The following is a 25,213-nucleotide window of genomic DNA, read 5'->3' as shown; positions in this document are numbered from 1 at the left end:
CATTCCACTGCCGAATAAGCGGGGCAGCGGCCCACAAGGCCGCGATCAAGGAGAAAGACATGTCAGAGACTACCTATCCGGTTTATGGCGAAATCACCGGTCCGATCGTGATGATCGGCTTCGGCTCGATCGGTCGCGGCACGCTGCCGCTGATTGAACGCCATTTCAAGTTCGACAAGAGCCGGATGGTCGTCATCGACCCACGCGAGGAACCCTCCGACATGGAGATCCTCAAGAAGCACGGCGTCCGTCACATCAAGGAATACGTGACCAAGGAGAACTACAAGGATCTCCTCAAGCCCCTTCTGACCGAGGGCAAGGGCCAGGGCTTCTGCGTCAACCTGTCGGTCGACACCGGCTCGCTCGACCTGATGAAGCTCTGCCGCAAGCTCGACGTTCTCTACATCGACACGGTCGTCGAGCCCTGGCTCGGCTTCTATTTCGACAAGAACATGAAGAATGCCGACCGCACCAACTATGCGCTGCGCGAAACCGTGCGCAAGGAAAAGGCCAAGAACCCGGGCGGCGCGACCGCCGTGTCCACCTGCGGCGCCAATCCGGGCATGGTTTCCTGGTTCGTCAAGCAGGCGCTGGTCAACCTCGCCAATGACACCGGCCTGAAGTTCGACGAGCCGGATCAGCACGACCGCGAAGGCTGGGCCAAGCTGATGAAGAAGCTCGGCGTCAAGGGCGTCCATATCGCCGAGCGCGATACCCAGCGCACCAAGCACCCGAAGCCGCTCAACGTCTTCTGGAACACCTGGTCGGTCGAAGGCTTCATTTCCGAAGGCATGCAGCCGGCCGAGCTCGGCTGGGGCACCCATGAGGAATGGATGCCGAAGAACGGTAAGAAGCACAAGAAGGGCAGCAAGGCCGCCATCTATCTGGAACAGCCGGGCGCCAACACCCGCGTTCGCTCCTGGTGCCCGACGCCTGGCCCGCAGTACGGCTTCCTCGTCACCCACAACGAATCGATCTCGATCGCCGACTATTTCACGGTGCGCGACAAGGACGGCGAAGTCACCTTCCGTCCGACCTGCCACTACGCCTACCATCCGGCCAATGACGCAGTCCTGTCGCTGCATGAAATGTTCGGCAATGGCGGCACGCCGCAGCCGGTCCATCACGTCCTCAACGAGGATGAACTGGAGGACGGCATCGACGAACTCGGCGTGCTGCTCTACGGCCACGAGAAGAACGCCTACTGGTTCGGTTCGCGCCTGTCGCTCGAAGAAACCCGCCGCATTGCACCCTACCAGAACGCCACCGGCCTGCAGGTGACGTCGGCGGTTCTCTCCGGCATGGTCTGGGCGCTCGAAAACCCGACCGCCGGCATCGTCGAAGCCGACGAGATCGACTACAAGCGCTGCCTCGAAGTGCAGCTGCCCTATCTCGGCCCGGTCGAAGGTCACTACACCGACTGGACCCCGCTCGACGGCCGCCCGGGCCTCTTCCCGGAAGAGATCGACGAGAAGGATCCGTGGCAGTTCAAGAACATCCTGGTTCGCTAGTCTCGCGAACGGGTTCGTTAATCTGACGAACGGGCCCGCTAATCCGATAAGACACAATGTAAACCGCCTGCTTTGCCGCAGGCGGTTTTTTGCATGTTGAAAGCTCTTGCCTTTTCAAGGCCACATCTTGCGTTACATAGGGCGATGGCGGCAAGGTTTGCCAACCTGAGCCGGACCGAATCGCGGGAGACAGATCATGAAATTCAAAGTGAGCTTCGCGCTCATCGCCGCAGCCAGCTTGACGGCCTGCGTCTCTTCCCCTCCGCCGCAACAGATGGCGGCCGTGCAGCCGCAGGGCGTCGAAGGCAGCTGGGTCGATCCGAACGGCATCGTTTCCTCGTTCCAGGCCGGCACGTTCAACACCCGCTCCAGCGACAGCAACACGCTGCTCGCCTCGGGCACCTATACCAGCCTCTCGCCGACTCTGGTCGAGATCAACATGACCTCGCTGGTGCGCAAGACCCAGTCGCGCGTCAACTGCTCGCTGGTCACCCCCAACCAGCTCAACTGCACGCAGGATAGCGGCGCCCAGTTCTCGCTCGCTCGCCGCGGCTGAAAATCGACACGTCCGCGTCCCGATCATCGCGGCCCCGCCCTGGCGGGGTTTTCGTGTTTTGCGAGCATTAACGTCTGGGCGCACCATTGTCACATTTCCCCTTGAACCCACCATCGGTTGATGAAAACATGCCCGCCGGAACGGTTGTCACATTGCAAAACTAGAACAGATAAAGAGGCGGCTCTGCCGTCCAAATTAAAAAGAGGAGAGATCAGATGAAGAAGACATTGGGGCTCGGGCTTTTGACCGCATCGGTCATGGCTCTTTCAAGCGGCGCGGCATTTGCCGATTTCGAGCTCAATATCCTGCACATCAACGACTTCCATTCGCGTCTCGAATCGATCAATGCGACGGATTCCACCTGCTCGGCCGAGGATGAGGGCAAGGGCGTCTGCTTCGGGGGCGCTGCCCGCCTCTTGACCGCGATCAACCAGACCCGCGACGCGCTGAAGGCTGAGAACAAGAACGTCATCCTGCTCAATGCCGGCGACAACTTCCAGGGCTCGCTCTTCTACACCACGTACAAGGGTGCCGCCGAAGCCGAAGCGCTGAACGCCATGAAGTTCGACGCCATGACCGTCGGCAACCATGAATTCGACGACAGCGACGACGTGCTCGCCACCTTCCTCGACAAGATCCAGTTCCCGGTCGTCACCGCCAACGTCGTGCCGAGCGCCGCTGCCAAGATCGGCAACCGCATCAAGCCGTCGCTGGTGCTGACCGTCGGCGGCCAGAAGGTCGGCATCGTCGGCGCCGTCACCAACGATACCGCCGAAATCGCCAATCCCGGCCCGAATATCACCATCGCCGATGATGTCGCGAAGATCACCGAAGCCGTGCAGGGCCTGAAGGCGCAAGGCGTCGACAAGATCATCGCGCTGACCCACGTGGGTTACCCCCGCGATCTCGCCTTGATCGCCAAGATCCCCGATGTCGACGTCGTCGTCGGCGGCCATACCCACACGCTGCTCTCGAACGTGGCCAAGGGCGCCGAAGGCCCCTATCCGACCTGGTCGGACAATCCGGGCGGCTACAAGGTGCCGGTCGTCCAAGCCTATCAGTATTCGAAATATCTCGGCGACATCAAAATCGTCTTCGACGACAGCGGTGTCGTGAAGTCGGCCGAAGGCGAGCCGATCCTCATGGACAAGTCGATCACCCCGGACCCGGCTTTCCTCGCCCGCGTCGCGGAACTGAAGAAGCCGATCGAGGACTTGAAGAAGAAGATCGTCGGCGCCTCTGACGCCGTCATCGACGGCGACCGCCGCGTCTGCCGCGCCAAGGAATGCTCGATGGGCAACCTCGTCGCCGACGCCATGCTTGAGCGCACCAAGGGTCAGGGCATCACCATCGCCATCCAGAACGGCGGCGGCTTGCGCGCCTCCATCGACGCCGGCGAGGTCACCCAGGGTGAAGTCGTCAGCGTCCTGCCCTTCCAGAACACGCTCGCCACCTTCCAGCTCACCGGCGCCGACATCGTCAAGGCGCTGGAAAGCGGCGTCAGCCAGATCGACGACGGCGCCGGCCGTTTCCCGCAGGTCGCGGGTCTCAAGTATTCCTTCGACAAGTCGAAGCCGGCCGGTTCCAAGGTCAGCGACGTGCAGGTCAAGGACGGCGACAAGTTCGTGCCCATCGATCCGGCCAAGACCTACGGCGTCGTCACCAACAACTTCATGCGCGCAGGCGGGGATGGCTACGCGATCTTCAAGACCGGCGGCAAGAACGCCTATGACTACGGCCCGGACCTTGCCGACGTGACGGCCGAGTTCATCGCCGCCCGCAACCCCTACAAGCCCTATACGGACGGCCGCATCACCGACCTGACGCCAGCAAGCTACACGCCGCCGGCCAAGCCCGCGCCTGCCGCCCCGCCGGCAGCAACCCCTGCGGCACCGGCTCCGACGGCCGCTGCTCCGGCAGCACCGGCACCTGCCGCTCCGGCCCCGACGATGGCGGCTCCTGCGGCCCCTGCACCCGCCGCTCCGGCTCCGACGATGGCGGCTCCAGCAGCGCCTGCGCCCAACACGATGGCAGGCGCTCCGGCCGCTCCGAAGCCTGCGGCCCCCGCTCCGGCTCCCAACACGATGGCGGCGGCTCCGGTTGCTCCGGCACCGGCGGCAACCGCTGCCAAGCCGGCCGGTCCGACCAAGTACAAGGTCGTCAAGGGTGACTCGCTCTGGAAGATCGCCGAAGCCACCTATGGCGACGGCGAGAAGTGGACAGAGATCGCCAAGCTCAACTCGCTGCGCCATCCGAACGTTATTCAGGTCGGCGCCGAACTGGAACTGCCGGCGAAGTGACACCGCTTGACCCGGATCAAGGTTCGGGTCGGCGATTCAGGCGATGAATTGGGACGATTTGTCCCTATCCCATTATCGGCCCGGGCTTTCCCGGGCCGATTTTTGTTTCTAAGTAATTCGCAAGATAAAGAGCGCGTCGTCGCTTGCGCAAGATTCAACCGAAAGTGTCCGCATGACCTCCCATTCCGCCCACATGCCCTCCGATCATCCGAAGGTCGCTTTCGGCAAGGTCGGCGTGCTGCTCGTCAATCTCGGCACGCCCGATGGCACGGACTATTGGTCGATGCGACGCTACCTGGCAGAGTTTCTGTCCGACAAGCGGGTGATCGAGTGGTCGCGGCTCTACTGGTACCCGATCCTCTACGGCATCGTCTTGAACAAGCGACCGCAAAAGGTCGGCAAGGCCTATGAGGCGATCTGGAACAAGGATCTCAACGAAAGCTACCTGCGCACCTATACCCGCAGTCAGGGCGAGCTGATGGCCGAGCGGCTGAAGGACCTGCCGAACGTCGTCGTCGATTGGGCGATGCGCTACGGCAAGCCGTCGATCGCCGAGCGCATCGATGCGCTGAAAGACAAGGGCTGCGAGAAGATCCTCCTCTTCCCGCTCTATCCGCAATATGCGGCCTCCACCACCGCCACCGTCAACGACAAGGCCTTCGAGCACCTGATGAAGCTGCGCTGGCAGCCGGCCACCCGCACCGTGCCGCCCTATCACGACGAGCCGGCGTATATCGAGGCGCTGGCGGATTCCGTCAGGGCCAAATACGCGGCTCTCGACTGGGAGCCGGAAATGCTGATCGCCTCCTTCCACGGCATCCCGCAATCCTATTTCAAGGCGGGCGATCCCTATTACTGCCACTGCCAGAAGACGGCGCGGCTGCTGAAGGAGGCTCTCGGCTTCACCGATAAGAACTTCATGATCACCTTCCAGTCCCGTTTCGGGCCGGAGGAATGGCTGCAGCCCTATACCGACAAGACGGTCGAAAAACTCGCCCATGACGGCATCAAGCGGATCGCGGTGATGAACCCCGGCTTCGTCTCCGACTGTCTGGAAACGCTCGAGGAAATCGCCGAAGAGGCGGGCGAGATCTTCCTGCATCACGGCGGCGAGAAATTCGCGCATATCCCCTGCCTGAACGACAGTCCGGGCGGCATGACCGTGCTGGAAAAGGTCGTCCGCCGCGAACTTCAGGGCTGGGTGTAAGCCGGCTCATTCCAGCCGCCCTGATCTACTGCCTCTCCGGGTTCAGCGCTTTCGGCGGGCCGGCAAGTCGATCACAGCGCCGTCTGCCGGAATCAGCAGGCGCGATGGGCCGATTCCGGCCGCCGCCTCGCGCAGATGTGCACGCGAAACGGTGGCATGATCGAGTGCCTCCATATGCACCGCGACAACCGTGGCCTCAGGCACGGACCGGCAGAGCTCGATCGTTTCCGCCGCATCCATGACGATGAGGTCGCCATCCCAGAGGGCGCCGCAGGAATGGCTGACGATGACATCGGGCACGACGCGCTCCACCGTCTCCAGTACCGGCGGATAGAGAACCGTATCGCCCGCCCAATAAATTAGCGGCTCACCAGGCGCGGCAAGCGTCAGTCCCATCACCGACCCCATCTTTTCCCGGACCGGACCAAGGCCGTGGCTGCCCTCACGGCGCGTGATCGTGATGCCTTGCCAGACGAGCTCCCCCTCGAGCGGCTCCACATCGGCAAAACCCTCTGCAGCGATTGTCGCCTCATCGCCCGGCTGACAGATCAGCGGCAGATGCTTCGGGACGCGTTGTTTGGCCACCGAATCGAAATGGTCCGTATGGAGATGGGAGACGATCACCAGTTCGACACCCTGCAAGATCTCCTCCACCGAAAGCGGCAGGTCCGTCAACGGATTGGCGGATTTGCCGGTATAGGACGGCAGGCTGTGACGAGGTGCGAAATAAGGATCGATCAGGATGCTGCGGCCCGCATAGGAAAGCTTGAGCGTCGCATTGCGGATCAATTGAAGCTTCATCGAGGCACCTCGTGCGGAAAGAATGCGAAGCCTAGGCCGGTTGGCCGTGATGATCCAATGACTGTTCTAGATGAGACAGCCACTCTATCAACGCGTCTCCTCGGCCCTGAATCCTTCCGTCGCCGCCCTCCAGAAGTCAGGATCTTCGTAATCCGTCGGATCGGCGATGCCGGCGAGATGGAAAGCCTCTCGCCGTTCGACGCAGGTGCCGCAGCGGCCGCAATGGCGGGCGCCGCCCTTGTAGCAGGACCAGGTCTCGGCAAACGGCGTTCCGTGCCGGGCGCCGTCCGTGACGATATCGGCCTTCGCGCCGTTGACGTAAGGCGCAAGCAGCTGGACCGAGGCATAACCGTCCAGGGCATGATCCTGCATCGCCTGGAAGGCGTCGATGAAACCCGGCCGGCAGTCGGGATAGATGAAATGGTCGCCGCCATGCACGGCAATCGCCACCGCATCGGCTCCGCGTGCCGCCGCCACCCCGAACGCGACCGACAGCATGATCGCATTGCGGTTCGGCACCACGGTGACGCGCATCGTCTCCTCGGCATAATGCCCGTCCGGCACATCGAGATCATCGGTCAAGGCCGAACCGGTGAGCCGGCTGCCGATCCCGCGCATGTCGATGATCTCGTGGAAGACGCCGAGCCGCACGGCGCAGGCCGCGGCAAAATCGAGTTCCTTGCGGTGCCGCTGGCGGTAGTCGAAGGAAATCAGACCGAGCAACTCGCTCTCGGCGGCGACCCTGTGAGCGAGCGAGACGGAATCCAGTCCGCCGGAGCAGACGACGATGGTTTTCATGCGCGTTCATCCTTGTTTTGACCGGGTAGGCTGCGACCGGGTGTTCGAACCTGCTTCCTAGACCGGCAACGCGTCCTTGTGAATAACCCGGGCGACATCGACAGCGCCGAGCTGTCATTTCTTCCCTGCAAAGAACGTGCTAACTCATCACGTGTGACCTGGCGGGCTTACCGCCTGCAATGGAGGAATGTCATGAACTTGGGCGGCCTGGGTGGCTTCGATATCGTCGTGATCGGGGTCGTAGTGCTGATCATTCTAGTCCTGTTTGCCGGGATCAAGACCGTGCCACAGGGCTACCGCTACACCGTGGAACGCTTCGGCCGCTACACCCGCACGCTGGAGCCCGGCCTCAACCTGCTGACCCCCTTCATCGAGCGCATCGGCGTGCGCATGAACGTCATGGAACAGGTCCTCAGCATCCCGACCCAGGAGGTCATCACCAAGGACAATGCCAGCGTCTCTGCCGATGCGGTGTCCTTCTACCAGGTGCTCAACCCGGCCCAGGCCGCCTACCAGATTTCCAATCTCGAAAACGCCATCCAGAACCTCACCATGACCAATATCCGCTCGGTCATGGGTTCGATGGACCTCGATGAGCTGCTGTCCAATCGCGAAGTCATCAACGAGCGGCTGCTGCGCGTCGTCGACGAGGCCGTCGGCCCCTGGGGCATCAAGGTCACCCGCGTCGAGATCAAGGACATCCAGCCGCCGGCCGACCTCGTCGAATCCATGGGCCGGCAGATGAAGGCCGAGCGCGAAAAGCGCGCCCAGATTCTCGAGGCCGAAGGTTCCCGCAGCGCCCAGATCCTGCGCGCCGAAGGCGCCAAGCAGGCGGCCGTCCTCGAAGCCGAGGGCAAGCGCGAAGCCGCGTTCCGGGAGGCAGAAGCCCGCGAACGCCTGGCGGAAGCCGAAGCCAGGGCGACCCAGTCCGTCTCCCAGGCGATTGCCGCCGGCGACGTGCAGGCGATCAACTATTTCGTCGCCCAGAAATACACCGAGGCGCTGGTCGCGATCGGCAAGGCGCCAAATTCCAAGATCGTGCTGATGCCGCTGGAAGCTTCGTCGATCATCGGTTCGCTCGGCGGCATCGGCGCCATTGCCAAGGAAGTTTTCGGCGACGGCTCGGGTCCCGCCGCACCGCCGCGCCCGCCGGCCGGCCCGCGTCCCCAGCCGGCCCCACGCACCACGCCGGTTCTCAATCCGTTCAACCCGACGTCTTCAGAGACCTGAGCCATGCTGCATGATGCTGTGGTCAATCTCGGCCCCTGGAGCTGGTGGATATTAGGCGTCGTCCTGCTTGCCGCAGAACTTGCAGCACCGGGCGTTTTTCTGATCTGGATCGGTGCAGCCGCGATCGTCATCGGCGTGCTGTCTCTGGCGCTCTGGGACGCGGCCTTCTGGAGCTGGCACGTTCAGCTCCTGCTCTTTGCAGCGCTTTCCGGGGCCTTCGCACTGGCCGGCCGCCGCTTCTATTCCAGCCGCAACCAGGCGACCGACGAGCCCAATCTCAACCGCCGCGGCGAAAGCCTCGTCGGCCGCACGGCAACTCTCCACGAGCCGATTGCCGAAGGTCGTGGGCGCATTCGCCTCGACGATACGTGGTGGACGGTGATGGGGCCGGACCTGCCGGCCGGTACGCAGGTGAAGGTGGTTGCTGCAAGCGGCCGCGACCTTAAGGTCGAAGCGGCTTAGTTCTTCCGGCTTGAAGCAGCTCGAAACGTGGCTGGATGTCAGGCCACGCCGACGCGCAGCAGGTCGTGGAAATGGACGATGCCGATCGGCTTGCGCTCCTCATCGACGACCAGCAGCGCGCCGATGCTGTGCTTGTTGAGCAGCGCCATGGCCTTTGTGGCGAGCGTTTCCTTGCTGACGGTCTTCGGGTTGTGCGTCATCACGTCGTCGACCCGCGTTTCGCGCAGATCGAGATGAAGGTGCCGGGAAATATCGCCATCGCTGATGAAGCCGCAGAGGCTGCCGTCCTCGTCGACTACGCCCACACAGCCAAAGCGCTTGCGCGACAGTTCCTGGATCGCCTCCAGCATGAGGACGCCCTTTTTGACCAGAGGCATGCGATCGCCGGTATGCATCAGGTCGCCGACATGGCTCAGCATCGCCCCGAGCTTGCCGCCCGGATGGTAGACACGGAAATCGGTTGCCGAGAAACCGCGTGCTTCGAGCAGCGCAACGGCAAGCGCATCGCCCATGGCAAGCTGCATCAGCGTCGACGTGGTCGGCGCCAGGCCGTGCGGGCAGGCCTCCTGTTCCTTGGGCAGCAGCAGAACGACATCGGCCTCGCGGGCCAGCGTCGAAATCTCGCCTGACGTCATGGCGATCAGCGGAATGGAGAAGCGGCGGGTGAAGGAAACGATGCCCTGCAGTTCGGCAGTTTCGCCGCTCCAGGACAGAGCCAGCACCACGTCGCCCGACCCGATCATGCCGAGATCGCCGTGGTTGGCTTCGACGGGATGTACGAAGAAGGCGGGCGTGCCGGTCGAAGCGAGGCTGGCGGCGATCTTGCGGCCGATATGTCCGCTCTTGCCGATGCCGGTCACGACGACCCTGCCGTCGATATCGCCGATCAGTTCCGCGGCCTTGCGGAAGGCATCCCCAAGGCCGTTCTGAAGCGCCAGCTCCAGCGCAATAAGCCCTTGTTTGCCGAAGGAAATTGTCCTCAAGGCAGAATCGACAAGGTCGTTCTCGACCAGTTGCAAAGCTCTCTTGATCATGGGCAAGCCTTAACCCTTTTCACCCGTCAAGTCCATTGGCTTGGCGCGGGGGCGACTAACTTAGCCGCCGTCCATGGCGGCGCAACCAAACGTTAACCACATGGCTTTACGTTTGGGTAAGCATTTGCGATTGCCCGGGCAGGCCTATGAAGATCACCACAAAGACAGGCGGAACGCGCCAGAAGCGCCGGACGGCACTCGGCCTTCTGCTGGCCTGTTCAGCGCTTGTTTCGCCCGCGGCCGCCCAGACCCGCAACGTGTTTCCGCCGCAGAACGGCTCTCTTCCCTCGGTCGCGAACGCCACGTCGCCGACTTCGAACACGGCCTCCAACACAGCATTGAGAGGCAGCACCTCGGCGCAGCCGACGACCAACGCCACCAATGCCGTCGACGACCAGAACCAGGACGATCCGAATGTCGCGACCGGCACCACGCCCGGCCGCAACCAAGCAGCCAACCAGGAGCCTCCCTACGAGGACGACCTGAACCAGCCGCGCGAAGAGCCGCTCGACCGTGGCGCCGAGCCTGTCGAAACCCAGGAACAGCCCCGCGAACCGGGCGATCCGACCGGCATAAGGATGGGCAGCTTCCTGCTCCGCCCCTCTATCAACCAGAGCATCGACACCGAGACCCGCCGCTCTAACGGCACCAAGATCCGCCGCGATTACCTGTCGACGGCGATCCGCGGCACGTTGACCTCCGACTGGTCGCGCCATTCGTTGACGGTCACCGGTGAAGGCACGCTGGAGCGGAACCTCGGCAGCAGCAGCCAGGGCGAGCAGCCGGAAGCGAACATCAATGCGGACCTGCGGCTCGACCTCTCCAACGATACCGTCGCCCATATCACCGGCGGTTATCGGTTCTCCCGCGAGGACGATTACGATCCGAACGCGCTCGGCGGCGCATCTACCCAGCCGGGCGTCCATGAATTCACCGGCGGAGCCTCCGTCCAGCGCGACTTCGGCAAGGTCCGCGGCACCGCCGCATTGGATCTGTCCCGCGCGGCCTATACGGATGCGAAACTCTCCGACGGCACGATCGTCAGCACCAAGGACCGCAACCGCACCGGCATCGACGGCCGCCTGCGGCTCGGCTACGAACTCTCCCCTGCGCTCGTCCCCTATGTGGAAGTGGCGACCGGCCGCACCTTCTACGACCTCAGGCGCGACAATTCCGGTTATGCCCGCTCGTCGCAGAGCTATGCGGCCCGCACCGGCGTCGAATTCGATCTCGGCGAAAAACTGCGCGGCGAAATCGGCACCGGTTACGAGGTCGTCGATTACGAGGACGACCGCCTGAAATCGGTCGGCGCGGTCACCTTCAACGGCAGCGCCACATGGTCGCCGCAGCGCGGCACCAATGTCGATCTCGGCCTGCGCACCACGGTGCAGGATTCGACCACGCCCGGAGAGAGCGGCTGGGTGGAATACCAGGCGACGGCAGCGCTGACGCATGAAATGCGCGACAACCTCATCGCCCGCCTGACCGGCAGCACGACTTTGCGCGATTTCCCGAGCGGCGGCCCGAGCGACGAAACGGTCTGGATCGGCGGCGCCGGCCTCACCTGGGCGATCAACCGTTATCTCGATCTGACCGGCGACGTCGAATACGAACAGGCGGGCGGCGGCGGCACCAACGACAAGATCGTCCGCGCTGGCGTCGGCCTCACCTTGAAGCGCTGATTTCTCTCGCGGCAATCCATTCCATCAGCGCGTTCTGCGCATGCAGCAGAAACGCCTTCGCGGCCGCGCTCTGGCAGGCAGGATACGTCATCGCATCCGCGGCCACTTCCCGGCCGCGAGCCACCGGTGGACAGGGAATGAAGATCGCATCGGGGCGGCAGCGATTGAGAACTGCCGCCGAGATCCGGTAATCCGCAAGCGCGCTTTCAGCGATCCCGCCCGGCCAGCTATCCGTGAAGATGACATCCGCGTCCTCAAGCTCCCGCGTATCCGTGCTCCGCCGGAAACTGTCATTGAGGAGTGCCGGGTCGCTGACGTGCCAATCCTCGGGATAGACCTGCACCACCTCGATCGGCAGCGAGATCGACGCCTCGACCCACGACCGGAGAATATTGGCGTCGGGCGCAACACCAACGATCTTCAACCCCTCGACGCTGCCCCTTTTGGCTCTGACATAGGCGAGATCCCCGAGCGTCTCGCAAGGGTGGTTCGATCGCGTCCGGGCATTGATGACCGGCGCATGGGCATTTGCCGCCAGCTCTCGAAGCGAGGCGAGTTCCGGCGTGCGGATGACGATCATGTCGAACCAGTTGTCGAGATAACCGGCCAGGTCGGCGATCGCCTCCCGCCCGCCGAGGCTGACCGGCGCATGCGTGCAAATGCCGCCCATCGCCTGGATGCCGAGATCGAAAGCCGTCGTATTGCGCCAGCCGCCATCGTCGACGATCAGGGCGACCCGCAGCCCTTCCAGGCTTTGCGGCATCCGCCGTTCCCGCCACGCTTCGTCAAGCGCGCCGGCACGCTCGATGATCGCCCGCACAGCATCAGCCGAAAGATCGTGGAATTCCAGAAAATCGCTGACCGCAGAAACAGCCATGGCACCCGACACCGTGAAAAACAAAACCCCTCATAGCAGGACCATGAGGGGTTTGCGTGACATTGGACCGGCAATCGCCGGTCGGCGCATTTACTTCAGCGAGGCGAGCAGCGCCTTCATCGGCCCTTCGATTGCCGGGCGGATGTCGGCGCGCTGCAGCGCGAAGGCGAGGTTGGCCAGGATGAAGCCGTCCTTGGCGCCGCAGTCGAACGTGTCGCCCTTGAACGGATAGGCGGCGAATTCCTGGGCCTTGGCGAGCGTCAGCATGCCGTCGGTGAGCTGGATCTCGTTGCCGGCGCCGCGTTCCTGGGTTTCCAGGATCTTGAAGATCTCCGGCTGCAGGATGTAGCGGCCGTTGATGTAGAGGTTGGATGGAGCGGTGCCCTTGGCCGGCTTTTCGACCATCTGGGTGATCTTGAAACCTTCGCCGACCGGCGCGCCGATGCCGACGATGCCGTATTTATGCGCCTGGTCCGGATCGCATTCCTGCACCGCGATGACGTTGCCGCCGCTTTCGGCATAAAGATCCACCATGCCCTTGAGGCAGCCCTTGCCGCCGGCCATGATCATGTCGGGAAGCAGGACCGCAAAAGGTTCGTTGCCGACGATATCGCGGGCGCACCAGACCGCGTGGCCGAGGCCGAGCGGCACCTGCTGGCGCGTGAAGCTGGCGGTGCCGGCCACCGGCAGAAGGCCGGCGAGCAGGGTCAGCTCGGCATTCTTGTTGCGCTCGCGCAGCATCTGCTCCAGCTCGTACTGGATGTCGAAATAGTCCTCGATGACCCCTTTGCCGCGGCCCGTCACGAAGACGAAATGTTCGATACCGGCTTCCGCGGCTTCGTCCACGACGTACTGGATGACCGGCTTGTCGACCACGGTCAGCATTTCCTTCGGCACTGCCTTGGTGGCGGGCAGGAAGCGCGTGCCCAGACCTGCTACCGGAAACACTGCCTTACGGATCTTCTGTTGTTGTGCCACTCATTGCCTCCTGAAAGCACGTCATTGTGCGAATATTCGATTCTCGGCATCTAATGACGAATTGCTACCGTTTCGCAAAGACTGCCGCGGGTCCGGTTTCTATGGTAAAGAATTTGTTGACCCAATTCTGTTATTACATCGTTAAGCCGCATGCCACTCTTGCCGCAAGGCTTGGTAAAAAGAAGACTGGACCCGACTGCCGATGAAGACGCTTCGCACCAACCTCATTCGTGGGTTTGCCTTCTCCCTGATCGCCGGGCTCGCCGCCATGCCGATAGATGCTCAGGCAGACGCTGGTTTCAAGACGTGGATCGCAAAATTCTACGATACCGCAGCCAAGAGCGGAATTACCCGTTCCACCTATGAAAAAGCGTTCGCGGGCGTCAGCGAACCCGATCAGGACGTGCTTGAAAAGGCCAATTATCAGCCGGAATTCAGATCGAAGATCTGGGATTATCTCGACAGCCGCGTAAACCCCTATACGGTCAAGATCGGCCGCGAGATGGCCGCCAAACACGGCTCGACGCTGGCCTCCCTGGAACGCCATTTCGGCGTCGACAAGAACATCCTGCTCGCCATCTGGTCGATGGAATCCAATTACGGTGCTGCGCTCGAAAATCCCGACCGCCTGCACCACGTGCCGCAGGCTCTGGCGACGCTTGCCTGGGGCGACCCCAAACGCGCCAAGTTCGCCCGCACCCAGCTTATCGCCGCGCTGAAAATCCTGCAGTCGGGCGATATCACGCCCAAACAGCTGACCGGCTCCTGGGCCGGCGCCATGGGCCATACCCAGTTCATCCCGACCAGCTACCTGCTCTATGCCATCGATGCGGACGGCAACGGCCGCCGCGATATCTGGCATTCGGTTCCGGATGCGCTCGCCACCTCCGCCAACCTGCTTGCCAAGAACGGCTGGCAGAGCGGCAAGACCTGGGGTTACGAAACCGTGCTGCCGGCGGGCGGCGCTCGCCACGAAGGCCAGACCAGGACGCTCGGTGAATGGGCGAAGCTCGGTTTCGCCCGCCCGAACGGCAAGAATTTCCCGCGCGGCACCGACCGGGCAACGCTGAAGCTGATGGCCGGGGAGACTGGGCCAGCCTTCCTGATGCTCGGCAATTTCTACACCGTCAAGAAATACAACGCCGCCGACAGCTACGCGCTGGCGGTCGGCCTGCTTGCCGACGAGATCGCCGGGTTCGGCGGCGTTCAGCAGAGCTGGCCGCGCCCCGAAGGCACGCTCGACATCAAGCAGAAATTCGAACTGCAGAACCGCATGAAGCAGCTCGGATATTACGAGGGCGAAGTCGACGGCAATTTCGGCTCCGGTTCGAAGGCGGCAATCTCGGCGATCCAGAAACGCCTCGGCATGCAGCAGAATGGCGAGCCCTCGAAGTCGCTTCTCGAAGCTTTGCGTTGACAAGCAGGCGACTTGGCACCACATCGTTTGAGGGAGTTTCCCGCAAGGTGTGCGGGGCGGCGGAGGCATGAAGGCTTTGGATAAATCCGGGCAAACCGAGACCGTTGAGAACGGCGCCTGGCGGAACAGGCCTCGACGGAGTAAGGGCTTGCGCAACGGGGGATGGGTGCGCTTGGGCCTTCTCCTCCTCGCGGTGTTTCTTGCCCTGCCGCTCGGCGCACCCCCGGCTGCTGCCCAGGAACCGGTCCCGCGCCGCAACCTCTTCGATTACCTGTTCGGCGGTCCGCGTTATGAACGCGAAGACCCCTATGAGCGGCCCGCACCCTATAGCCGGCGCCGTTACGATCGCGACGGCTCGATCATCGAGATGAAGCCGCGGCCGCGCCGCAGCACGGGACGGGCCGCTGCCCCCCGCCCGGTGCAGCCGATCGTGCCACCGGCGCCGGAACCGGCCGCCAAGCTCGACAATGCCAAACAGGTCCTGGTAGTCGGCGACTTCATGGCCGGCGGTATCGGCAGCGAGCTGGAAACAGCGTTTGCAACTGCCCCCGGCGTTGCGATCACCGAACGCAGCGACGGCTCCTCCGGTCTCGTCCGCGAGGATCACTTCGATTGGTCCGCCGAACTCCCGGCCATGCTCGACGAGGTGAAACCCGCCGTCGTCGTGATCATGCTCGGGGCCAACGACCGCCAGCAGATGACGATCGGCAACACCAAGGAAAAGTTCCGCAGCGACGCCTGGTTCAAGGAATACGAGCGTCGGGTGACCGAACTCGTCGGCATCGTGGCCTCCCGCAAGCTGCCGCTCCTCTGGGTCGGCCTGCCCTCCTTCCAGTCGCCGGTGGCGACCGCCGACGCGGTGACGCTCAACGCCATCTACCGCAACCAGGCGGAAAAGGCCGGCGGCGAATTCGTCGATATCTGGGAAGGTTTCGTCGACGAGGACGGCAAGTTCGTCGTTACCGGCTCCGACGTCAACGGCCAGCAGGTGCGCCTGCGCGGCTCCGACGGCATCACCTTCACCAAGGCAGGCAAGCAGAAGCTCGCCTTCTATGTGGAAAAACTGGCCCGCCGGCATCTCGGCGAAATGGCGAGCCCCGATGTGGTCAAGCTCGACGGCTCCAACCTGCCGGCGCTCTCGGCGCTTCCCGCCTCGCCCGGCCAGCAGGTGCCGACCCAACCGATCAGCCTGTCAGACCCCGAGCTCGACGGCGGCAAGGACCTGCTGGGAGCCGCCCCACTCCCTTCCGTCCTCGTGGAAACGCCGCGCGACAAACTGGTCAGGCGCGGCGAGCTTCCGCCAGCGCCTGCCGGGCGGATCGATGATTACAAGGTGAAAGTGGCCCAGTAGGCGTCACTGTGAGGCGCCGGAGCAAGATCGCCCCCTCCGTCCTGCCGGGCATCTCCCCCACGGGTGGGGAGATTGCAAGCAGCATGACCTTCCCGCCCGATGAACGGTGCGGCAGTTGGCAGCGTATTATTTGAGCAAACCGGCGCGCCCTGCCGATCTCCCTCTCGAAGGGGATATGCCCGGCAGGGCAGAGGGGGGGTGACCTCTCGGTATATTCCCCGCTACCGCGTCTGCCGCACCCTCGCTACCCCTCTGTCACCTGCGGTGACATCTCCCCCTCAAGGGGGAGATCACAGGGAGCATGCCGTAGCACCCCACATTATAAGTCAGCCCTGCAAAGAGACACCGCTTACCGCGGCAGGACCGAGCTTCCCATCAGTGCCTCGTCGATCGCCCGCGCCGCCTGGCGGCCTTCGCGGATCGCCCAGACAACCAGAGACTGGCCGCGGCGCACGTCGCCGGCGGTCCAGAACTTGTCGACCGAGGTCCTGTAGTCCTTGTCGTTGGCGACGACATTGGTCGAACCGCGGCGGTCGACGTTCAGCGTCAGCTTGCCTTCGAGCTCGTTCAGCACCCCGTCCGTCAGCGGACCGGAGAAACCGATGGCGATGAAGGCGAGATCGGCCTTGATGATGAAATCCGTGCCGGCGATCGGCTTGCGGCTTTCGTCGACTTCGCAGCAGCGCACGCCGGTGAGCTGGCCGTCTTCGCCGACGAATTCGAGCGTCGCCACCTGGAATTCGCGCACCGCGCCTTCGGCCTGGCTGGACGAAGTCCGCATCTTGGTCGCCCAGAACGGCCAGACGGCGAGCTTGTCTTCCTTTTCCGGCGGCTGCGGGCGGATGTCGAGCTGCGTCACCTTGACGGCACCCTGGCGGAAGGCCGTGCCGACGCAGTCCGACGCCGTATCGCCGCCGCCGACGACGACCACATGCTTGGCGCCGGCCAGGATCGGATCGGCCGCCCAGGCGACGCTCTCGATATTCTCGCGGCCGAGGCGGCGGTTCTGCTGCACGAGATAGGGCATCGCGTCATAGACGCCATGCAGCTCGACGCCGGGTATGCCGGCCGGACGCGGGGTTTCCGAACCACCGCAATAGAGTACCGCATCGTGCTCGGCGATCAGCTTCTCGACCGGAATATCGACGCCGATATTGGCGCCGTAGTGGAAGGTCACGCCTTCGCCGGTGATCTGCTCGACGCGGCGGTCGATAAAATTCTTCTCCATCTTGAAGTCCGGAATGCCGTAGCGCAGCAGGCCGCCGGCCTTGGACTCGCGCTCGTAGACATGCACTTCGTGGCCTGCACGGCCGAGCTGCTGGGCGGCAGCCAGACCGGCGGGACCGGAACCGATGATGGCCACCTTCTTGCCGGTATGGACGGTCGCCGGCTGCGGCGCGATGAAACCGAGTTCATAGGCCTTGTCGGCGATCGCCTGCTCGACCGTCTTGATCGCGACCGGCGCATCCTCGAGGTTCAGCGTGCAGGCTTCCTCGCAAGGCGCGGGGCAGACGCGGCCGGTGAATTCCGGGAAGTTGTTGGTGGAATGGAGGTTGCGGATCGCCTCCTCCCACTTGTTGTTGTAGACGAGGTCGTTCCAGTCCGGGATCTGGTTGTGAACCGGACAGCCGGTCGGGCCGTGGCAATAGGGAATGCCACAGTCCATGCAGCGCGCCGCCTGCTTGGTGACTTCCGCATCCGACATCGGGATGGTGAACTCGCGGAAATGGCGGATGCGGTCGGAGGCCGGCTGATACTTGCCCACCTGCCGGTCGATCTCCAGGAAACCTGTTACCTTGCCCATGTTTAAACCCTCAATCCGTCCTGCCGCTGCTGCAGCCGGTTAAAACCTAACAACTCCCGCGAAACTTATTCCGCAGCGACGCCCATCCGCATCCGCTCCATCTCCACCAGCGCACGGCGGTATTCGACCGGCATGACCTTGCGGAACTTCGGCCGGTATTCGCTCCAGCGGTCAAGGATCTCCTTGGCGCGGGTCGAGCCCGTGTAATGCAGGTGGTTGGAGATCAGCTGGTAGAGGCGCTCCTCGTCGTGGCGCGTCATGTCCTCGGAAACGTCGACGCGTCCCTTGTGCATGAGGTCGCCGCCGTGATGGTGCAGCTTCTCCAGCATGTCGTCCTCTTCCGGAACCGGCTCGAGTTCGACCATCGCCATGTTGCAGCGCTTGGCGAAATCGCCGCTCTCGTCGAGCACGTAGGCGACGCCGCCGGACATGCCGGCTGCGAAGTTGCGTCCCGTTTCGCCGAGCACGACGACGATGCCGCCGGTCATGTATTCGCAGCCGTGGTCACCCACGCCCTCGACGACCGCGATCGCACCGGAGTTGCGAACGGCAAAACGCTCGCCGGCAACGCCGCGGAAATAGCACTCGCCGGTGATCGCGCCGTAAAGCACGGTATTGCCGACAATGATCGAGTTCTCCGCGACGATCCGAGAGTTCTCCGGCGGGCGCACGATGATGCGGCCGCCCGACAGGCCCTTGCCGACATAGTCGTTGCCGTCGCCGACCAGATCGAAGGTGATGCCGTGCGCCAGAAACGCGCCGAACGACTGGCCGGCCGTGCCGCGCAGCGTCACATGGATCGTGTCGTCCTTGAGGCCCTTGTGGCGCCAGCGCTTGGCAAGCGCACCCGAAAGCATCGCACCGACGGAACGGTCGACGTTCTTGATCGGCACTTCGAAGACCACCGGCTCCTTGTTCTCAAGCGCTGCCTGCGACTTCTCGATCAGCTTGCGGTCGAGAATGTCGTCGATCGGGTGCTTCTGGCGCTGGGTCCAGTAGGTCGCATCCTTCGGAGCTTCCACCTTGTGGAAGATTTTTGAGAAATCGAGGCCCTTGGACTTCCAGTGGGCGATCATCTGGTCCTTTTCCAGAAGCTCGACCATGCCGATGATCTCGTCGAAGCGGGTAAAACCGAGCGATGCCAGGATCTCGCGCACTTCTTCGGCGACGAAGAAGAAGTAGTTGATGACATGCTCCGGCGTGCCCTTGAAGCGCTTGCGCAGAACCGGGTCCTGAGTGGCGACGCCCACCGGACAGGTGTTGAGATGGCACTTGCGCATCATGATGCAGCCGGCGGCGATGACCGGAGCCGTCGCGAAGCCGAACTCGTCGGCACCGAGCAGCGCACCGATGATGACGTCACGGCCGGTCTTCAGGCCACCGTCCACCTGCAGGGCGATGCGCGAGCGAAGCCCGTTCAGCACCAACGTCTGCTGGGTTTCGGCAAGGCCGATTTCCCAAGGCGAACCCGCATGCTTCAGCGAGGTGAGCGGCGAAGCGCCGGTGCCGCCGTCGAAGCCGGCGACCGTGATATGGTCGGCGCGCGCCTTGGCGACGCCTGCGGCAACCGTGCCGACGCCCACTTCCGAGACGAGCTTGACGGAAATGTCCGAGGTCGGGTTGACGTTCTTCAGGTCGTAGATCAGCTGCGCCAGGTCTTCGATCGAATAGATGTCATGGTGCGGCGGCGGCGAGATGAGGCCGACGCCCGGCGTCGAATGCCGGGTCTTGGCGACCGTCGCGTCCACCTTGTGGCCGGGCAGCTGGCCGCCTTCGCCGGGCTTGGCACCCTGCGCCACCTTGATCTGCAGCATGTCGGCATTGACCAGATATTCGGTCGTCACGCCGAAGCGGCCGGAAGCGACCTGCTTGATCGCCGAACGCTCCGGGTTCTGGGAACCGTCCGGCAGCGGCATGTAGCGGTCGCTCTCTTCACCGCCCTCGCCGGTGTTCGACTTGCCGCCGATCCGGTTCATGGCAATCGCCAGCGTCGTATGCGCCTCGCGGGAGATCGAACCGAAGGACATCGCACCGGTCGAGAAGCGCTTGACGATGTCGACCGCCGGCTCCACGTCGTCGATCGAAACCGGCGTGCGGCCGATTGCCTCCGCCGACTTGATCTTGAACAGGCCGCGGATGGTGTTCATCCTGACCGCGCTCTCGTTCACCATCTCGGCGAATTCGCGGTAACGATCCTGGCTGTTGCCGCGCACGGCGTGCTGCAGGGTCGCGACGACATCCGGGGTCCAGGCATGGCTTTCGCCGCGCATGCGGTAGGCATATTCGCCGCCGATATCGAGCGTGGTGGCGAGGACCGGGTCCTTGCCGAAGGCCGCATGATGGCGGGCGACGGTTTCCTCTGCGATCTCTTCGAGGCCGACGCCTTCGATGTTGGACGCCGTGCCGAAGAAATACTTCTCGACCAGACCCGAAGACAGACCGATCGCGTCGAAGATCTGGGCGCCGCAATAGGACTGGTAGGTCGAGATGCCCATCTTGGACATGACCTTGAGGATGCCCTTACCGACCGCCTTGATGTAGCGGTAGACGACTTCCTGCGCATCCACTTCCTTCGGGAATTCGCCGCGCATATGCATGTCGGTCAAGGTGTCGAAGGCGAGATAGGGGTTGATCGCCTCGGCGCCGTAACCGGCCAGACAGCAGAAGTGATGGATTTCGCGCGGCTCGCCGCTCTCGACGACGAGGCCGACCGAGGTGCGCAGCCCCTTGCGGATCAGGTGATGATGCACGGCAGCGGTCGCCAGCAGCGCCGGGATGGCGATGCGGTCCGGACCGATCTGGCGGTCGGAGAGCACGATGATGTTGTAGCCGCCCTTCACCGCCGCTTCCGCACGTTCGCAGAGACGATCGAGCATTTCCGGCATGCCTTCGGCGCCGCGCTCGATGTCATAGGTGAAATCGAGCGTCTTGGTGTCGAACCGGTCTTCGGTGTGGCCGATCGAGCGGATCTTTTCCAGATCGCCGTTGGTCAGGATCGGCTGGCGCACTTCCAGACGCTTGGCGTTCGCCGCACCCTCGTGGTCGAGAATGTTCGGACGCGGGCCGATGAACGACACGAGGCTCATGACGAGCTCCTCGCGGATCGGGTCGATCGGCGGGTTGGTGACCTGCGCGAAGTTCTGCTTGAAATAGGTGTAGAGCAGCTTCGACTTTTCCGACATGGCCGAGATCGGCGTGTCGGTGCCCATCGAGCCCACGGCTTCCTGACCCGTGGTCGCCATCGGCGACATCAGGATCTTGGTGTCTTCAGAGGTGTAGCCGAAGGCCTGCTGGCGGTCGAGCAGCGACACGTCGCGGCGCAGCGCCCGCGGCTCCACCGGCTTCAGGTCTTCGAGGATGAGCTGGGTCTTGTCCAGCCACTTGCCATAAGGATGCTTGGTCGCGAGCTCGGACTTCAGCTCCTCGTCGGAAACGATCTGGCCCTTTTCCATGTCGATCAGCAGCATCTTGCCCGGCTGCAGGCGCCACTTCTTGATGATGCTCTCTTCCGGCACCGGCAGAACGCCGGATTCCGACGCCATGATAATGCGATCGTCGTCGGTCACCATATAACGGGCCGGACGCAGGCCGTTGCGGTCGAGCGTCGCGCCGATCTGGCGGCCGTCGGTGAAGGCGACGGCGGCCGGACCGTCCCAAGGCTCCATCAGGGCGGCGTGGTATTCGTAGAAGGCCTTGCGCTCCGGCGACATCGACTGGTTGCCGGCCCAGGCTTCCGGGATCAGCATCATCACGGCATGCGCCATGGAATAACCGCCGCGCACGAGGAATTCGAGCGCGTTGTCGAAACAGGCGGTGTCCGACTGGCCTTCGTAGGAGATCGGCCAGAGCTTGGAAATGTCCTCGCCGAACAGCGGAGAGGAGACCGACGCCTGGCGCGCCGCCATCCAGTTGACGTTGCCGCGCAGCGTGTTGATCTCGCCGTTATGGGCCACCATGCGGTAAGGGTGCGCGAGCTTCCAGGACGGGAAGGTGTTGGTCGAGAACCGCTGGTGCACCAGCGCCACCGCCGTCTCGAACCGCGGGTCGGCCAGGTCCTTGTAATAGGCGCCAACCTGATAGGCCAGGAACATGCCCTTGTAGACGATCGTCGAGGACGACAGCGAGACCGGATAGAAGCCCATGTCGACGCCGCCGAATGCGTCATAGATGCGGTTGGAGATCACCTTGCGGATCAGGAACAGCTTGCGCTCGAAATCGTGGTTGGTCGCAGCATCCTTGCCGGCGCCGATGAAGACCTGAACGTGATGCGGTTCGGTGGCGGCGATATCAGGCGCCTTCGACAGCGAAGAGTTGTCGACCGGCACATCGCGGAAGCCGAGGAACTGCTGCCCCTCCTCCGCGATGACGTCTTCGATCACCTTCTTGTAGTGCTCGATCTCATCCGCCTTGCGCGGCATGAAGATGTGGCCGACGGCGTATTCGCCGGCCTTCGGCAGGGTGACGCCCTGAGCCGCCATCTCCTCGCGGAAGAAGCGGTCGGGGATCTGCACCAGAATGCCGGCGCCATCGCCCATCAGCGGGTCGGCGCCGACGGCACCGCGATGCGTCAGGTTTTCGAGGATGAACAGGCCGTCCTTGACGATCTGGTGCGACTTCTTGCCCTTCATATGAGCGATGAAGCCGACGCCGCAGGCATCGTGCTCGTTGCGCGGGTTATAGAGACCCTGCGGGGCCGGAATGCCGTTCGCGACAAACGGAATGCGAGTTTTCGTCTCGGCGGACATCGGCGCTTCAGCGCCTGATATCTCGGAGATAGTCTTCGTCATCGTCATTCCTCCTGTTGGCCGCCTTCGGCAGCGGGCAAAGTGGCTCTCAAATATCTCTTGGGGATGACAGCCAAGCTCCATCCCGTGCTTCATGCGATGGCGCCGCTCCAGCGTCAGTTGCAGCCTTGCAGTGCAACATAACCCGGATCGGCGTGAGCGTCAGCGGGAAAGACGCGCCAATTATCGCTTCATTTCCCGGAATTAGGACAGCACTTCTGTCCTAATTTCCAAAATTTATGCCATAGAAGTTAATTGGCGACAAGAGCGGTTGCTAAAAATCTGCGGCTTTTGGCGACAGAAGATTACGCCGAATGCCGTAGATGTCGAAATTTAATTACGTTCGGGCAGGTTTTAAAGTGTGCCACTTGCTGACCTAACCGTTTTGGCCTTTCGGCCGCCCTCGCCGATTGATTACCGGTTCAAAAAGATTAATCTCCGCACGCCTTCCAAGACAAAGCTTCCAGGGTGATTTTTCAAATGTTTTTCGCTTCCGACAACTGGGCCGGCGCCCATCCGTCCATCAATGAACGCCTCTCCAGGGAGTCGACCCGGTTTGCCGCCGCCTATGGCAACAGCGACCTCGACAAGGCGGTCGAGGCCCGGTTCAACGAGATCTTCGAGCGGGACGTCTCCGTTTATTTCGTTTCGACCGGCACGGCTGCGAATTCGCTGTCGCTCGCCAGCATCGCACGGGTCGGCGGCGTCGCCTTCTCCCATTCGGAAGCGCATGTGATCGAGGATGAATGCGGCGCGCCGGACTTCTTTTCCGGCATGCGCATGGTTCCGGTCGAAGGCGAAGACGGCAAGATGGATCCGGCGAAGCTCAGCGCTCGCATCGCCGGCTTCCCGCAGGATTCGCTGCATCACGGCCGCGCCGCCGCCGTCACCCTCACCCAGGCGACCGAAACCGGCACCATCTATACGCTCGACGAGATCGACGCGATCACCAGGATCGCCAAGGCGAACGGCTTGCCGGTGCATATGGACGGCGCCCGTTTCGCCAATGCGCTGGTCTCGCTCGATGTCTCGCCCGCTGAAATGACCTGGAAGCGCGGCATCGACATCCTCTCCTTCGGCGGCACCAAGAACGGCTGCTGGTGTGCGGAAGCGATCGTTTTCTTCAATCCTGAACTCGCCAGGGACTTCGCCTTCATCCGCAAGCGCGCCGCCCAGCTGTTCTCGAAGACCCGTTTCATCTCGGCCCAGTTCGATGCCTATCTGCAGGACGGCCTCTGGCTCAACATGGCAAGCCACGCCAACAGCATGGCAGATCGGCTGCGCGCCGGCATCGGCTCGCTGAACAGCACAAGGCTTGCCTGGGACACGACCTCCAACGAGGTTTTCGCCGTGCTCAACAAGGCATCCGCCGAAGCCGCAGAGGCCAAGGGCGCGAAATTCTACGGCTGGCCGGTGCCGACCAACATGCCGGAGCCGGTCCAGGACGACGAAACCCTGATCCGCCTCGTCACCTCGTTTGCCACCACCGAAGAGGATATCGACCAATTCCTGTCGATCTGCTCGGCGGGCTGAAGCCTCAACCTACGCCTGATGCTGTGGCGCGATCTGCGCCACGATCAGGCTCGACAGCGCCTCCGTGAGCGCGGCATCGGCGCCGCGCCGCGGAACCAGCACGAATTCCACGTCTTCCAGCACCGGCAGCCGGTCTGCCGGGATCTCCTTCAGCCCCGCGGGCGCCATGCTGCGCGGCTGCACAAGCACGCCCATGCCGGCTCGCGCCGCAGCGGTGAGCCCACTCAAGCTGCCGCAGGTGCAGACGATCCGCCACGCCTTCTTTTCCCGGTCGAGCGCCTCTTGCGCCACCCGCCTGGTAATGCTCGGCGGCGGAAAGGCGATCAGCGGCAGCACATCGCCGCGCAGCGCCAGATCCGGGTCGCGCGCCAGCCAGACCAGCGGCTCGCGATAAAGCAGCCGGCCGTTCGTCTCGCCGATATGCCGCTTGGCGAGCACCAGGTCGAGATCGCCGATATCCTGCATCTGATAAAGCACCGCGGAGAGCGCCACGGTCAGCTCCAGGTCGACCAGCGGATAAAGCCGGATGAAATCTTCGAGGATCGAGGTCAGCCGGCTCGCCACCACGTCTTCCGATACCCCGAGCCGCAACCGCCCGCGCAACCGGCTCTCGCCGAACAATGAGGCCACCTTGCCGTTCATGTCCAGCATGCCCCGCGCATAACCGAGCAATGCCTCGCCCTCCGCCGTCAGCTTCACCTGATGCGTATCGCGAAACACCAGCTGCCGTCCGAGCGACTTTTCCAGCCGCTGGATATGCTGCGTCACGGTGGATTGGCCGATGCCAAGACGCGCCGCGGCCTCGGTAAAACTGCCGGTCTGCTGCAGCATGACGAAACTGTTCAGGTGGTGAAGGTTGAGCATGGCTATCCGAAATCGTGATAACTG

At 63.2% G+C, this 25,213-nt stretch carries 18 protein-coding genes; 10 read left to right on the top strand and 8 right to left on the bottom strand.

Annotated features, from left to right (window positions below; all coding sequences use genetic code 11):
- The first annotated feature begins 59 nt into the window (after positions 1-59).
- The 4 genes from J2857_RS02785 (at position 60) to hemH (ending at position 5,574) form a co-directional block, all read left to right on the top strand.
- The gene (locus J2857_RS02785; protein WP_210008443.1) at positions 60-1,511 is read left to right on the top strand and encodes a homospermidine synthase; all 1,452 of its coding nucleotides are present in this window, start codon (positions 60-62) and stop codon (positions 1,509-1,511) included.
- A gap of 196 nt (positions 1,512-1,707) precedes the next feature.
- On the top strand, positions 1,708-2,067 hold the full coding sequence (gene omp10 / locus J2857_RS02780) for an outer membrane lipoprotein Omp10 (protein ID WP_210008442.1): 360 nt from the start codon (positions 1,708-1,710) through the stop codon (positions 2,065-2,067).
- 215 nt (positions 2,068-2,282) lie between these two features.
- Complete coding sequence (locus J2857_RS02775; protein ID WP_210008441.1) at positions 2,283-4,367, top strand: 5'-nucleotidase C-terminal domain-containing protein; 2,085 nt, start codon at positions 2,283-2,285, stop codon at positions 4,365-4,367.
- Positions 4,368-4,539: 172 nt separating this feature from the next.
- Positions 4,540-5,574 carry a ferrochelatase gene (gene hemH / locus J2857_RS02770; RefSeq protein ID WP_210008440.1) on the top strand — a complete coding sequence of 345 codons (1,035 nt, stop codon included), beginning with the start codon at positions 4,540-4,542 and terminating at the stop codon, positions 5,572-5,574.
- A gap of 42 nt (positions 5,575-5,616) precedes the next feature.
- Here hemH and J2857_RS02765 read toward each other — a convergent pair whose 3' ends face one another.
- Together J2857_RS02765 and queC are read right to left on the bottom strand one after the other, a co-directional pair.
- Positions 5,617-6,375 carry an MBL fold metallo-hydrolase gene (locus tag J2857_RS02765; RefSeq protein WP_210008439.1) on the bottom strand — a complete coding sequence of 253 codons (759 nt, stop codon included), beginning with the start codon at positions 6,373-6,375 and terminating at the stop codon, positions 5,617-5,619.
- A gap of 87 nt (positions 6,376-6,462) precedes the next feature.
- Positions 6,463-7,173 (bottom strand): 7-cyano-7-deazaguanine synthase QueC, encoded by a 711-nt coding sequence (gene queC / locus J2857_RS02760; protein WP_210008438.1) that lies wholly within the window; start codon positions 7,171-7,173, stop codon positions 6,463-6,465.
- Positions 7,174-7,365: 192 nt separating this feature from the next.
- Here queC and J2857_RS02755 point away from each other — a divergent pair, with 192 nt between their 5' ends.
- Positions 7,366-8,403, top strand: coding sequence for an SPFH domain-containing protein (locus J2857_RS02755; RefSeq protein WP_210008437.1), 1,038 nt, complete (start codon positions 7,366-7,368; stop codon positions 8,401-8,403).
- 3 nt (positions 8,404-8,406) lie between these two features.
- The gene (locus J2857_RS02750; protein WP_210008436.1) at positions 8,407-8,865 is read left to right on the top strand and encodes an NfeD family protein; all 459 of its coding nucleotides are present in this window, start codon (positions 8,407-8,409) and stop codon (positions 8,863-8,865) included.
- Positions 8,866-8,903: 38 nt separating this feature from the next.
- On the opposite strand, the gene J2857_RS02745 is transcribed toward J2857_RS02750, so the two are convergent.
- Positions 8,904-9,899, bottom strand: coding sequence for a KpsF/GutQ family sugar-phosphate isomerase (locus J2857_RS02745; protein WP_210008435.1), 996 nt, complete (start codon positions 9,897-9,899; stop codon positions 8,904-8,906).
- Positions 9,900-10,045: 146 nt separating this feature from the next.
- Between J2857_RS02745 and J2857_RS02740 the strand changes: the two genes are divergently transcribed.
- Positions 10,046-11,581, top strand: a complete 1,536-nt coding sequence (locus J2857_RS02740; RefSeq protein ID WP_210008434.1) for an outer membrane beta-barrel protein — start codon at positions 10,046-10,048, stop codon at positions 11,579-11,581.
- Here J2857_RS02740 and J2857_RS02735 read toward each other — a convergent pair.
- On the bottom strand, positions 11,565-12,458 hold the full coding sequence (locus J2857_RS02735; protein WP_210008433.1) for an ornithine carbamoyltransferase: 894 nt from the start codon (positions 12,456-12,458) through the stop codon (positions 11,565-11,567). The two genes, J2857_RS02740 and J2857_RS02735, sit on opposite strands and share 17 nt — an antisense overlap.
- Positions 12,459-12,548: 90 nt before the next feature.
- Positions 12,549-13,436, bottom strand: a complete 888-nt coding sequence (gene galU, locus J2857_RS02730; protein WP_210008432.1) for a UTP--glucose-1-phosphate uridylyltransferase GalU — start codon at positions 13,434-13,436, stop codon at positions 12,549-12,551.
- Between the two features lie 202 nt (positions 13,437-13,638).
- Here galU and J2857_RS02725 point away from each other — a divergent pair, with 202 nt between their 5' ends.
- Both J2857_RS02725 and J2857_RS02720 read left to right on the top strand, forming a co-directional pair.
- Entirely contained in the window at positions 13,639-14,853 is a 1,215-nt protein-coding gene (locus tag J2857_RS02725; protein ID WP_210008431.1) for a lytic murein transglycosylase, read from the top strand.
- A gap of 67 nt (positions 14,854-14,920) precedes the next feature.
- Entirely contained in the window at positions 14,921-16,204 is a 1,284-nt protein-coding gene (locus tag J2857_RS02720; RefSeq protein WP_210008430.1) for a GDSL-type esterase/lipase family protein, read from the top strand.
- Positions 16,205-16,553: 349 nt separating this feature from the next.
- On the opposite strand, the gene J2857_RS02715 is transcribed toward J2857_RS02720, so the two are convergent.
- Complete coding sequence (locus tag J2857_RS02715; RefSeq protein WP_210008429.1) at positions 16,554-18,008, bottom strand: glutamate synthase subunit beta; 1,455 nt, start codon at positions 18,006-18,008, stop codon at positions 16,554-16,556.
- Positions 18,009-18,073: 65 nt separating this feature from the next.
- On the bottom strand, positions 18,074-22,795 hold the full coding sequence (gene gltB, locus J2857_RS02710) for a glutamate synthase large subunit (RefSeq protein ID WP_210008428.1): 4,722 nt from the start codon (positions 22,793-22,795) through the stop codon (positions 18,074-18,076).
- Positions 22,796-23,272: 477 nt separating this feature from the next.
- On the opposite strand from gltB, the gene J2857_RS02705 reads away from it, so the two are divergent.
- Positions 23,273-24,325: a threonine aldolase family protein gene (locus J2857_RS02705; RefSeq protein ID WP_210008427.1), complete on the top strand. Its 1,053-nt coding sequence runs from the start codon at positions 23,273-23,275 to the stop codon at positions 24,323-24,325.
- Between the two features lie 9 nt (positions 24,326-24,334).
- Here J2857_RS02705 and J2857_RS02700 read toward each other — a convergent pair whose 3' ends face one another.
- Positions 24,335-25,189 carry a LysR family transcriptional regulator gene (locus J2857_RS02700; RefSeq protein ID WP_037077205.1) on the bottom strand — a complete coding sequence of 285 codons (855 nt, stop codon included), beginning with the start codon at positions 25,187-25,189 and terminating at the stop codon, positions 24,335-24,337.
- Between the last annotated feature and the right edge of the window lie 24 nt (positions 25,190-25,213).

The organism is Neorhizobium galegae (genome assembly GCF_017877055.1).
Taxonomy (GTDB): Bacteria; Pseudomonadota; Alphaproteobacteria; order Rhizobiales; family Rhizobiaceae; genus Neorhizobium; species Neorhizobium galegae_D.
The sequence above is the reverse complement of the archived record's forward strand: the minus strand, read 5'-3'. Positions and strand labels throughout refer to the sequence as shown.

What these genes read in the sequence shown, in the direction of transcription:
- J2857_RS02785 (WP_210008443.1), top strand. Translation starts at nt 60, where the DNA reads ATGTCAGAGACTACCTATCCGGTTTATGGCGAAATCACCGGTCCGATC.
- omp10 (WP_210008442.1), top strand. Translation starts at nt 1,708, where the DNA reads ATGAAATTCAAAGTGAGCTTCGCGCTCATCGCCGCAGCCAGCTTGACG.
- J2857_RS02775 (WP_210008441.1), top strand. Translation starts at nt 2,283, where the DNA reads ATGAAGAAGACATTGGGGCTCGGGCTTTTGACCGCATCGGTCATGGCT.
- hemH (WP_210008440.1), top strand. Translation starts at nt 4,540, where the DNA reads ATGACCTCCCATTCCGCCCACATGCCCTCCGATCATCCGAAGGTCGCT.
- J2857_RS02765 (WP_210008439.1), bottom strand. Translation starts at nt 6,375, where the DNA reads ATGAAGCTTCAATTGATCCGCAATGCGACGCTCAAGCTTTCCTATGCG.
- queC (WP_210008438.1), bottom strand. Translation starts at nt 7,173, where the DNA reads ATGAAAACCATCGTCGTCTGCTCCGGCGGACTGGATTCCGTCTCGCTC.
- J2857_RS02755 (WP_210008437.1), top strand. Translation starts at nt 7,366, where the DNA reads ATGAACTTGGGCGGCCTGGGTGGCTTCGATATCGTCGTGATCGGGGTC.
- J2857_RS02750 (WP_210008436.1), top strand. Translation starts at nt 8,407, where the DNA reads ATGCTGCATGATGCTGTGGTCAATCTCGGCCCCTGGAGCTGGTGGATA.
- J2857_RS02745 (WP_210008435.1), bottom strand. Translation starts at nt 9,899, where the DNA reads ATGATCAAGAGAGCTTTGCAACTGGTCGAGAACGACCTTGTCGATTCT.
- J2857_RS02740 (WP_210008434.1), top strand. Translation starts at nt 10,046, where the DNA reads ATGAAGATCACCACAAAGACAGGCGGAACGCGCCAGAAGCGCCGGACG.
- J2857_RS02735 (WP_210008433.1), bottom strand. Translation starts at nt 12,458, where the DNA reads ATGGCTGTTTCTGCGGTCAGCGATTTTCTGGAATTCCACGATCTTTCG.
- J2857_RS02725 (WP_210008431.1), top strand. Translation starts at nt 13,639, where the DNA reads ATGAAGACGCTTCGCACCAACCTCATTCGTGGGTTTGCCTTCTCCCTG.
- J2857_RS02720 (WP_210008430.1), top strand. Translation starts at nt 14,921, where the DNA reads ATGAAGGCTTTGGATAAATCCGGGCAAACCGAGACCGTTGAGAACGGC.
- J2857_RS02715 (WP_210008429.1), bottom strand. Translation starts at nt 18,008, where the DNA reads ATGGGCAAGGTAACAGGTTTCCTGGAGATCGACCGGCAGGTGGGCAAG.
- gltB (WP_210008428.1), bottom strand. Translation starts at nt 22,795, where the DNA reads ATGACGAAGACTATCTCCGAGATATCAGGCGCTGAAGCGCCGATGTCC.
- J2857_RS02705 (WP_210008427.1), top strand. Translation starts at nt 23,273, where the DNA reads ATGTTTTTCGCTTCCGACAACTGGGCCGGCGCCCATCCGTCCATCAAT.
- J2857_RS02700 (WP_037077205.1), bottom strand. Translation starts at nt 25,189, where the DNA reads ATGCTCAACCTTCACCACCTGAACAGTTTCGTCATGCTGCAGCAGACC.